Here is a 10,085-nt window from a genome sequence, read left to right as displayed (position 1 = left end):
TTTTTGCTTTCAGATCGTGGACGGTTGCATCAGAATAATATATTTGGATGATATAGAGTGCGAGCGTCTCGCTCGCGGCATAGGTCGTTCGCTATGGACGACGTGAGCGCTCGTAAAAAACGCTTTTTACCAAATATGGGATGCTCCCATATATTATTCCAATACAACCGGAAACGATATGACAAATTGAAAGCCACTCAACAATCTCAAATCTAAAATCAGAAATCGAAAACTGCATCGCGGTTTCACGGGCAGCCAACCCAAAATCTCAAATTAGCAATCTAAAATCTCAAATAGTTTTGTTAGCGGCGAACCACGCCAGTAAAACCTGTAGCTTTAAATTGCTTGAGCTTCAAAGGTGTTCGTTGATTGGCGGCAACCGAAATTCTGATCTGAAAATCGCTAACTCCCGGAGGTACTTCTTCTATAGAACCCAAGCGAGTCCGGTTTTGCATCACCGGATTTTCGTCGGCATCATAAATGCGGCCGAAAATATCAGCATTGACAACTGGTTTGCCGGTGCTATTTTCAGCTTTCCCAGTAATTAAAAAGCAGTTAGCTTCCATAGAACTGCCGCTCGTGACGGTTCCTTCTCCCATTTCTGCCGGACATTCGTGATAAGAAAGATCGGAAAGTTTAATCTGCGTCAGAGCCCAAGCCGGTGGAGTGAATACCAAACTAAAAATTCCGATCGCGCAAGTAGCAAAAAAAAGGCTGATAGCTCGAAATTTCATAAATTGCAGCACAAGTATATTTTAATTCTCAGCTTAGCGCGAATTCACGATCAAATTCCCAGTTATAGGAATTCTGAAAACTACAGCTACTTTTTTAAGCAATGGCATTAGTCTAGGCCTAAATGCTGTCGCAAGGCTTGGCGCATCACATCGACTGGGACGGATTCTTTGTTCAGCCAAATTTTTAAGGCTGCTGCTCCTTGTTGAACTAGCATTTCGAGTCCGTCAATAGCTCGCGCTCCCCGAAGCTGTGCTTCTTTGAGAAACTGCGTAGGATTAGGGGTGTAAATTAAATCGTAGACGATCGCACCTGCTGAAATTCGATCGATCGCACCAGTCGCAACCGGCGACTTTTCCCCCTGCGGATACATCCCCACAGGCGTCGTGTTCACCAGCAAATCTGCCTGCGAGATTAACATTGACAAATTATCCCAAGTATGCACCTGCAAATTCTGCACGGGCATCGGAGAATTGACCCAACTCTGCTGAAATTCCGCTAAATTTTGTTCGCTGCGGCCGACAACGTGAATCTCTGCACATCCCAATTGAGCGCATCCAGCCACAACAGCCCTCGCCGCCCCGCCATTCCCCAAAATTACCGCTACTTTCTGACTCCAATCGGAACCCCCCCTAGCCCCCCCTTGGTAAGGGGGGGGACAGGATTCAACAGCAGAAATCGCGTCTTTAGCCCCCCCTTGGTAAGGGGGGGTTGGGGGGGTTTGCAGCGGTGCGAGAAAGCCTTCAACGTCAGTATTTGTACCGCACCAACCTTTGTCAGTCAGGTATACGGTATTGACTGCGCCGATCGATCGGGCGATCGGGGAAACTTCCGACAGCAGTGGCAAGATTGCTTGTTTGTGCGGAATCGTGATGCTAAATCCCCGAACGCCGATCGCCGCAAATCCTGCAAGAGCAACCTTTAAATCCCCTGGTTTTACCGGAAATGGCAGGTAAACAAAATCGACTCCCAAGTGGGAAATAGCAGCATTGTGCATCGCCGGCGACAGAGAATGTTCGACGGGATGACCAATTACTCCCAACAGTTTAGTAGTGCCTTTAATCATTTTTGTTAGTTGACTGTTGACTGTTGACTGTTGACTGTTAACGGTTGACTGTTGACTGTTGACTGTTGACTGTTAACGGTTGACTGTTGACTGTTAACGGTTGACTGTTGACTGTTGACTGTTGACTGTTGACTGTTGACTGTTAACGGTTGAGTTTTGTTAGTTTTCATACCAACCAAATCTTGCTACAGTTGGGCCCTTATTCTTTAGTCGGCTAGGAGTGAACTTCGTTGGTTCAGAAGCGATTTCCATCGCCGAGTGACTGTAAACCGTCAACTCTCAACCCTCAACTGTTTCCCCAAACTCCTTGGCGTCAGCCAAAATCGGGTTGACATCAAACCAATAATCCTCGCCGTAACGGTATTCAAACACCCAGAGACTACGCAGTAAGATTTGGTATTTAGTTTCCCCACTCACTGTTTTGGTAGCGGATACTTGGCGCAGCAATTTCCACTCATCCGGTTCGATCGCCAAAGTAAGCTGGTGGCGGCGCTGGACGATCACATTTTCCAAAGTTTCCCGCGACAGAGGAGGGTCTTGTTTTTGCAGACAGCTATACAGCAGTTGCAGCAAATTGCGGACATGACCCCCGCTGACTCGACACAGGCGATCGAGAGTTTCCGCAGAGTCGAAAACTTTGCCAACCAAAGCATAGCGCTGCTGCGGGTGCACCGTCGGAAAAGCCCGCGCCAGAACCATCTGCCGCAGCAATTCCACACCCTCAGAGCACTCAGAACCGTCGCTCAACTGCACCGGCACCATCGGCAAAACCTTCGGATCTACCCCAAACCGATTGGTCAACTGGCCCAAATCGTTAGAGAAAATCAGCACCAAAGGAATTGTATACACGACGTGGCAATTTAGTCTTGCCAACTGTTCGCCGCGATCGACAAACAGATATTCCGGCTGAAGCCGCCCCGTCGGTTTCGCGCACAGGTGTATGCGATCGAGATTGTCGATAATTACCACAAGTCCCTGTTTTCCCTGGCGTTTCAGTTCTTGGTTAGCCGGTTCTAGCAACTCCTTATTCAGTGCATCTAAAATTACGTTAGTTCGCGGCTCCAAATATTGCCTCAACTCCGATCGCAGATTCGGAGCATCTTTCGCTTTAGCAGTAATTTTGCCAATTCCCAACGCCAGAGAAAATTCTCCCTCCGTGCTGGCATTTATTTCTCCAAAACCAGGGACATTAGCTTCAGCCCTCAAGTCAATTTGAGTTTGAAAAACATCAGCAACCCCTTTGAGCAAAGCTTTAAAACCCGTCGGTTGCAGCTTGATTTTCATTTTCTCGATGCTTTCGCTCACCTGACGAGCAACGCTCAACAAAATGTCAGTGATATCTACATCTGCCATGTCTAAGTCTTTACTCGACTCAAAGTAAACCACATGAAATCCTTGTTGCTGCAATTGAGCTTGCAGCCGCAGCAATTCTGTTGATTTACCAGAGCCGATGTGACCGGTGAATAATTGACAGGTAGGTGCATCGGGGGACAGGCGGCTGATGGTGCGCTCCAATTGTTCTACAATTGTGCCGCCCCGCACTGAAGAAAAATCGATATAGTATTGTCGGTCTTCTGAATTTGCTACTGCTAGCGTGTAGCTGGGATTGCAAGCTTTATAAAATTTCTGTAAATTTAATTCCATACCCTGTTCGCTCAAAACTACATTATGCCCTAATAGCTTATTCGTTTCGATACGGTAATAATCAGCACAAATTTCCAACTTATTCTGATGTTTTATAGGTTCTCAATATCTTGATGTCTCCCTAAACCTGCACTCCCAAACTATACTTATTTTTTGCGTAATGAGAATGAATCGAATTCACTAATACCCCATAACTAAGTAATTTATCTTCGTACAGCGATCGCGAATTCATCGACATCACAGACGAAAATTTGGCAGTAATGTTCTCCGATAAAAGTGGCTATTTGAGTACGGTTAACCGAAGAAACAAAAACAGGTAGTAATTAGGTATCCCGAAATCAGATTTTTTTAATTTGTCGTAAACCGCAGTACGACTGACATTTAATTGTTGCGCTCTCGATCGGCCGCGTTGACGGATGGATAGATTCTACAGACTACCAGACTCATTAAATTGACCAAATCCGAAAATAATACCAATTCTCGCCTCCACAAAGCAATAATGATGAGTGTGGGTTTGTTTGCGCTCACCTGAGCTCCGGGTGCGTCGCTCAAAGATTGTGGATATTCTTTAAGATTTACGGGTGGCGACGCACCATACAGATACTATTGCATGAGTTTTGAGAATTAGTATAATAACTCTCTCGTATAGCTGGATTTGAGCGTGGGCTTCAAAGATGCGATCGAGGACAGAGGGTGCGAGCACTTGTTCGATCGAACAAGTGCTCGTGACACTAATGGGACTTTCTGCCACAAACGGCTCAAACACAGCACTCAGCCTGAAAAGATACTCCAGTAACGATTCGGCGCCGGAGCGATCGCTCCGGCGCTCAGGGCGATCGTACTTAAACTATATTGTCTGATGAGTTCACGATCCAAGCTCTGGCTCGCTGCGATCGTCCTCGCACCAGCCCCGTAGAATAACGGCACCTAAAGGCGGGAGATGAACTCTCAAGCGATCGCCAAATCAGGAGCGCCCGCCTTTAGGTGCCGTTAAAGATTGGGTCTGGATTGCCACAATCGAACTAGATTGCTATATCTTGTTGAGGTCGATCGCACTCCTGAGCGGGCTAGCATCGCGCACCCTACGTTTGCGGGTAATAGTCTTGAATTGCTTTTACTTCCATCGGGTGCGATTTTAGCGATCGAATTCCCGCTGCTGTCGCTTTGGCACCGGCTATTGTCGTAATAATCGGGATTTTGTAAGTCAAAGCTGTGCGGCGGATAAAGATGCCGTCGGCCCGGGATTCTTCGCCAGAAGGTGTGGTGATAATTAGTTGAATTTTCTCATTCTTGATCGAATCCAACAAATTCGGCCGCCCTTCGTGCAGTTTCAATTCCAAATCTACCTGTAAACCTTCCTCTCGCAAGACTTTGCGTGTCCCGTGGGTGGCTACTACACTAAAACCCAGTTCCAAGAATTCCTTGACAACCGGTACAACTGCTAGTTTATCGCGATCGCGCATCGAAACCAGCACGGTTCCCGACAGCGGCATCATTTGTCCCGCGCCGAGTTGAGCTTTGGCAAATGCTTTACCAAAGTCTGTGTCAATCCCCATTACTTCGCCAGTCGATCGCATTTCTGGCCCCAACAAAGTATCAGTTCCCGGGAACTTAGCAAACGGCAATACCGCCTCTTTCACTGAAACATGAGTGGGTACAATCTCTTTAGTAAAACCCAAAGCTTCTAGAGTTTTGCCGGACATGACTCGCGACGCGATTTTTGCTAGCGGAACTCCGATCGCCTTGGACACAAAAGGCACTGTTCGAGAAGCTCGCGGATTAGCTTCCAAAATGAAAACTTGTTCCCCTTGCACGGCAAATTGAATATTCATCAACCCGATCACTTTCAGGGATTTTGCTAATTCTACAGTCCAGCGGCGGATTGTTGCCAAAGCTGCATCAGGAAGCGTTTGGTAAGGGATAGAACAAGCAGAGTCGCCGGAGTGGATTCCCGCTTCTTCGATGTGCTCCATAATACCGCCGATCGTCACATTGCCAGTAACATCGGCGATCGCATCTACATCCACCTCGATCGCATTCTCCAAGAACTTGTCAATTAAAATCGGATGATCCGGTTCTACCAGCACGGCATAGGTCATGTAACGTTCCAATTCCGTATCGGAATAAACAATTTCCATTGCTCGCCCGCCTAACACGTAACTCGGCCGCACTACTACCGGATAACCGATCCGTTGAGCTACTATCAAAGCATCCTCATAACTGCGCGCCAAACCGTTAGCAGCTTGCTGAATATCCAACTCGCGCAGAATCTTTTCAAATCGCTCCCTGTCTTCAGCAGTATCAATGGAATCCGGCGAAGTTCCCCAGATTTTTGTTTGTACGTCCGGGTGATTTTCCAGAGCTTTTTGTAAAGGAAGCGCCAATTTCAGCGGCGTTTGGCCGCCAAACTGAATAATTACTCCCTCGGGATTTTCCGCCTCGATGATGTTGAGAACATCCTCTTTTGTCAGCGGTTCAAAATACAGGCGATCGCTCGTATCGTAATCTGTCGAAACCGTCTCGGGGTTCGAGTTGACCATAATTGTCTCAAACCCGTCTTCTCCCAGGGAATAGGAAGCGTGACAGCAGCAGTAGTCAAACTCAATTCCCTGTCCGATCCGATTCGGCCCGCCGCCTAAAATCATCACTTTTCGTTTGGCAGAAGGCAAAACTTCCGACTCCGGCGCGAGACTGTGGCCCACAGGCGAAATCTTCTTTTCTTCATCGCCCAATTCCCAAATTGCCGCTCCCGCTTCGTAGGTGGAATAATAATACGGTGTAAACGCTTCAAATTCAGCGGCACAGGTATCGACTGTTTTGTAAATCGGCACTACGCCTAACTGTTTGCGGTAAGCGCGGACTTCATCTTCCGATGTTTTGGTGGCGTAAGCAATTTGGCGATCGCTAAATCCCAACTGCTTTACTTCAAACATTGTCTCTTTTGTCAACTGTTGCAACTGCGTCCGTTTCAAGAACTTCTCAGTTTCCAGCAATTCCTGCATTTTATCCAAAAACCAAGGGTCAATTGCTGTGAACTCGAAGATTTCTTCCACCGACATTCCCATCATCATCGCGTGGCGGACTGTAAAAATGCGATCGGGATTTGGCGTCCGCAATCCGGCGCGAATTTGTTCCAAACTCGGCAACTTTTCCGGTTTGTCGCAGCCGAAACCCGCGCGGCCTGTTTCCAATCCCCGCAGCGCTTTCTGGAAGGATTCGTTGAAGCTGCGCCCGATCGCCATTACCTCTCCAACTGACTTCATTTGCGTTGTCAGAGTCGGTTCGGAACCGGGGAACTTTTCAAAGGCAAATCGGGGAATCTTCGTCACCACGTAGTCAATTGTCGGCTCAAAAGACGCCGGAGTTTTCTTAGTGATATCGTTTGAAATTTCGTCTAGGCTGTAACCTACCGCTAATTTTGCCGCCATTTTGGCAATGGGGAAACCGGTTGCTTTCGAGGCCAAGGCGGAGGAACGGGAAACCCGGGGGTTCATTTCTATTACGATGAAATCCCCGTTGACTGGATTGACGGCAAATTGAATGTTGGAACCGCCGGTTTCTACTCCGATTTCGCGGATAATTTTAATCGAAGCATCCCGCAGGCGCTGATATTCTTTGTCTGTGAGAGTTTGAGCCGGCGCGACGGTGATAGAATCACCGGTGTGGACGCCCATCGGGTCGAGATTCTCGATCGAACAAACAATCACCACATTATCTGCCAAATCCCGCATCACTTCCAGTTCGTACTCTTTCCAACCAATCAAAGATTGTTCGATCAAAATTTGCGATACCGGACTGGCGTCAATCCCGCCTTGTGCCATTTCTTCAAACTCTTCTTGATTGTAAGAAATGCCGCCTCCGGTGCCGCCCATTGTAAAAGCAGGACGAATAATTAACGGATAACTGCCGATTTGGTGACCGATTGCTTTGGCTTCGTCGAGATTGTTGGCAATTCCAGAAGGGCAAACGGCGACGCCAATTCGCGCCATCGCTTCCTTAAATAATAGCCGGTCTTCTGCCATTTCAATTGCTGGCAACTTAGCGCCAATTAACTCGACGTTGTACTTTTCTAAAACGCCATTTTTAGCGACGGCAACTGCTAAATTTAGCGCCGTTTGACCGCCCATCGTCGGTAAAATTGCTTGAGGTCTTTCTTTGGCGATGATTTGTTCGAGGATGACCGGCGTTAGAGGTTCGATGTAAATGCGATCGGCAGTTTCCGGATCGGTCATAATCGTTGCAGGGTTGGAATTCACCAACACTACTTCAAAACCTTCTTCTCGCAAAGCTTTGCAAGCTTGCGTCCCCGAATAGTCAAACTCGCACGCTTGACCGATAACAATTGGGCCGGAACCAATGAGAAGAATCTTTTTTAAGTCTTGACGACGGGGCATAGGTTCGTAATTGGTAGTTGGACAAGATTAATGATAAATTTGACATTTTGCACCAATTTCTACAAGTCGGAGGCTGAAACCTCGCAACTTTCGCAGCTAGGGGAAGCCCCCGCGCGAAGAGTTCGATCGAAAAATGGTGAAAGATATCATCAAGTCCAAACTATTTTAATTGTTGTTGGTAATATCGTGTTGTATAATACAAATCCGCTGCTAAAATGCTGTCAGCGTTCCGTCGCTGCTGGCTGAACCCGATATACAAAGCTTTTGAGTCGATCGTACAGCCTGTTCTACCCCAGATAAATTTTTTTATGGGGAAACAGCCAGAATTCCTGTTCCACCACAGGAATTACGCAGAAACCTGGTTTTTTCATCAAAATACTGCGGAAACACGCAAGATGGCTGTTCTACCAAAGATGAATGTGCTTGAGAGGAGGCGGCTGATGTCCGCCTCCTCTCAAGCAACGATCGGGAAATAGGCATCCTGCCTCAAGTTACACCCGTTTCAAAAAAGAATGCAACTGCAGGCCCGCTATCCAAACCCCGATAGTCATCAGTCATTCCCAACTCTTTAATCTAAATCTAAAATCTAAAACGGTATTACCTTTGTCTATTTTTCAGGTAGCTCTTAATTTTTGTTGTCGGTTCCATCAGCCACGGCTCCCATCTTTTGTATTTTACCTTTAACCGAGAAAGCCAATTGGAATTGTTTTTAATTGGGCGCAGTTCGTCCTTAAACGGTGTCTGAGACAACATCTCCAGCCATAATTTATTAGGTTGCGGGCTTTCCCAAGGTTTCGGGCTGGATATAAAGTGCATCACTCTAGTTGACATATCCTCCGTAACGTGGTTGTTCCATATCTGCTCTAATCGCTTCCACCTTCCCGCTAAAACCGAATTTGATGTCCCCTGGTCGCAATCGCACCAAAGGTTCACCCGAGCGTTTTCAAGCATTTTTTCAGACAGTTTTTCTTCCTCCCAAAGCTTCAGATTAAAAACTAACATACCTGCATTGAAATAAGGTTTTTTATCCGCAGGATTGTTGGGATTTCCCCAGACATTGAGCGCTGCAGCTACGGGCATTCCTTCAAAGTCTAAGTTCCACAGCGGCTCCAAGCTGCCCAAAACGATCGTGTCGCTGTCAAGCCAAATCAGCCTGTCTTTTGCCTTTGTGTATTTCTCCGGTTCCAATCTCGCGTAAGTGAGCTTAGAACCCGACAGGGAGAGCAATCCCCCGTAATTGGGTTTAAGTTCTTCCCATTCAATCTCGTATTTACAGCACTTCTGCAACTTTGCTTTTTGCTGTGTATTTATACCTGTTGATACCACGGTAATATTGACAGGCAAATTCGGATCTTCAGTAACATTGATTTCTATGGATTTCAGCAGCGCTGCTATCCCCAAAATGTAATTTTGATCGCCAATAATGGATATGTTCATTCCACTCATTGATGAAGGTGTATATAAAATAACCCTAGCATGATTTTTTCTTAAATCAACGCCGATCGCAAGTTAATAGAACTTGGCAGAAATCGAGTTTCTGCACAAGCCTACAATTTAATTATGCGAGGGCTTAAAGGGCGCGGATCGCCCCCTCGAATTGGATTTAACAGCCAAATTCTTAGGCTTTTGGCTGACGGCGGCGAATCAGTACGCTGACAACTTGTCCCGACTTTGCACCTCGCTGCGGCGGGCTCCAATCCCCGACGGCGGCAAATCCCAGTCGGTACAAGGTGTGGATGGTTTCTAACACGGCTGCGCGGGAACCGACAACCGCGATCCGCACGACTTCCTGTTCCGATACTGCTGAGGCGTCATTTGGACGATCCTCTTCGAGGGCTGCGCTAACGGAAAAGTTATCGTCAGGCACGAATTCCTGTGACATAATATGGTCTCCTGGTTTTTGGTTTTCTAGGAAAACCCAAAAACCCAGCCGCCCCGCACGTTAACACAGAGCAGGGCGGCTACAGAGAGTGTTAAAATTCTCCATTAGCCTCCAGACTGCTGCTATCAGTTTGGCGGTTAGCTGTCCATTGCTGTTGGTAGCAGCTTTGGGCGGAGCGAAGCGGAGGGAGTGCAACTAGATTTTTGAGCGACGCGGGCTGCTTCCTCTTTGAGGAAAGCAGCCTTAATTTCACAGCGTAGCCGCAGATGGGGGCCGCCGTCAATCGATTTTAGATTTTAGATTTTAGATTTTAGATTGAGATTTTCCTGCAACAACTCTATCGATTTTAGATTTTAGATTTTAGATT

At 47.1% G+C, this 10,085-nt stretch carries 12 protein-coding genes; 1 reads left to right on the top strand and 11 read right to left on the bottom strand.

All coding sequences use genetic code 11. The annotated features are described in order from the left end of the window. Positions 1-302: 302 nt before the first annotated feature. The 8 genes from QUA56_RS35580 to carB form a co-directional block, all read right to left on the bottom strand. On the bottom strand, positions 303-734 hold the full coding sequence (locus QUA56_RS35580; protein WP_333368468.1) for a hypothetical protein: 432 nt from the start codon (positions 732-734) through the stop codon (positions 303-305). Positions 735-841: 107 nt separating this feature from the next. Then, complete coding sequence (locus QUA56_RS35575) at positions 842-1,798, bottom strand: shikimate dehydrogenase (protein WP_333368466.1); 957 nt, start codon at positions 1,796-1,798, stop codon at positions 842-844. Positions 1,799-1,803: 5 nt separating this feature from the next. Next, the gene (locus tag QUA56_RS35570) at positions 1,804-1,968 is read right to left on the bottom strand and encodes a hypothetical protein (RefSeq protein WP_333368463.1); all 165 of its coding nucleotides are present in this window, start codon (positions 1,966-1,968) and stop codon (positions 1,804-1,806) included. A gap of 109 nt (positions 1,969-2,077) precedes the next feature. Continuing rightward, on the bottom strand, positions 2,078-3,442 hold the full coding sequence (locus tag QUA56_RS35565) for a P-loop NTPase fold protein (RefSeq protein WP_333368460.1): 1,365 nt from the start codon (positions 3,440-3,442) through the stop codon (positions 2,078-2,080). 381 nt (positions 3,443-3,823) lie between these two features. Continuing rightward, entirely contained in the window at positions 3,824-3,970 is a 147-nt protein-coding gene (locus tag QUA56_RS35560) for a hypothetical protein (protein WP_333368457.1), read from the bottom strand. A 40-nt stretch (positions 3,971-4,010) separates the two neighbouring features. Beyond that, a complete protein-coding gene (locus QUA56_RS35555; protein ID WP_333368455.1) occupies positions 4,011-4,208 on the bottom strand; it encodes a hypothetical protein in 198 nt (65 codons plus the stop codon). A gap of 5 nt (positions 4,209-4,213) precedes the next feature. Then, complete coding sequence (locus QUA56_RS35550) at positions 4,214-4,369, bottom strand: hypothetical protein (RefSeq protein ID WP_333368452.1); 156 nt, start codon at positions 4,367-4,369, stop codon at positions 4,214-4,216. A 155-nt stretch (positions 4,370-4,524) separates the two neighbouring features. Continuing rightward, positions 4,525-7,836: a carbamoyl-phosphate synthase large subunit gene (gene carB / locus QUA56_RS35545; RefSeq protein ID WP_333368450.1), complete on the bottom strand. Its 3,312-nt coding sequence runs from the start codon at positions 7,834-7,836 to the stop codon at positions 4,525-4,527. A 215-nt stretch (positions 7,837-8,051) separates the two neighbouring features. On the opposite strand from carB, the gene QUA56_RS35540 reads away from it, so the two are divergent. Further along, a complete protein-coding gene (locus QUA56_RS35540) occupies positions 8,052-8,312 on the top strand; it encodes a hypothetical protein (RefSeq protein WP_333368447.1) in 261 nt (86 codons plus the stop codon). Between the two features lie 121 nt (positions 8,313-8,433). Here QUA56_RS35540 and QUA56_RS35535 read toward each other — a convergent pair whose 3' ends face one another. From QUA56_RS35535 to QUA56_RS35525, 3 genes are all read right to left on the bottom strand, one after another. After that, positions 8,434-9,273 carry a glycosyltransferase gene (locus QUA56_RS35535; RefSeq protein WP_333368444.1) on the bottom strand — a complete coding sequence of 280 codons (840 nt, stop codon included), beginning with the start codon at positions 9,271-9,273 and terminating at the stop codon, positions 8,434-8,436. Positions 9,274-9,454: 181 nt separating this feature from the next. Further along, on the bottom strand, positions 9,455-9,718 hold the full coding sequence (locus QUA56_RS35530; RefSeq protein WP_333368442.1) for a hypothetical protein: 264 nt from the start codon (positions 9,716-9,718) through the stop codon (positions 9,455-9,457). A gap of 91 nt (positions 9,719-9,809) precedes the next feature. Further along, complete coding sequence (locus QUA56_RS35525) at positions 9,810-10,001, bottom strand: hypothetical protein (protein ID WP_333368439.1); 192 nt, start codon at positions 9,999-10,001, stop codon at positions 9,810-9,812. Positions 10,002-10,085 lie beyond the last annotated feature (84 nt).

It is taken from the genome of Microcoleus sp. N3A4 (assembly GCF_036701805.1).
Classification (GTDB): Bacteria; Cyanobacteriota; Cyanobacteriia; order Cyanobacteriales; family Microcoleaceae; genus Microcoleus.
This window is presented reverse-complemented; position numbering and strand designations above follow the sequence as displayed.

What these genes read in the sequence shown, in the direction of transcription:
- QUA56_RS35580 (WP_333368468.1), bottom strand. Translation starts at nt 734, where the DNA reads ATGAAATTTCGAGCTATCAGCCTTTTTTTTGCTACTTGCGCGATCGGA.
- QUA56_RS35575 (WP_333368466.1), bottom strand. Translation starts at nt 1,798, where the DNA reads ATGATTAAAGGCACTACTAAACTGTTGGGAGTAATTGGTCATCCCGTC.
- QUA56_RS35570 (WP_333368463.1), bottom strand. Translation starts at nt 1,968, where the DNA reads ATGAAAACTAACAAAACTCAACCGTTAACAGTCAACAGTCAACAGTCA.
- QUA56_RS35565 (WP_333368460.1), bottom strand. Translation starts at nt 3,442, where the DNA reads ATGGAATTAAATTTACAGAAATTTTATAAAGCTTGCAATCCCAGCTAC.
- carB (WP_333368450.1), bottom strand. Translation starts at nt 7,836, where the DNA reads ATGCCCCGTCGTCAAGACTTAAAAAAGATTCTTCTCATTGGTTCCGGC.
- QUA56_RS35540 (WP_333368447.1), top strand. Translation starts at nt 8,052, where the DNA reads ATGCTGTCAGCGTTCCGTCGCTGCTGGCTGAACCCGATATACAAAGCT.
- QUA56_RS35535 (WP_333368444.1), bottom strand. Translation starts at nt 9,273, where the DNA reads ATGAACATATCCATTATTGGCGATCAAAATTACATTTTGGGGATAGCA.
- QUA56_RS35530 (WP_333368442.1), bottom strand. Translation starts at nt 9,718, where the DNA reads ATGTCACAGGAATTCGTGCCTGACGATAACTTTTCCGTTAGCGCAGCC.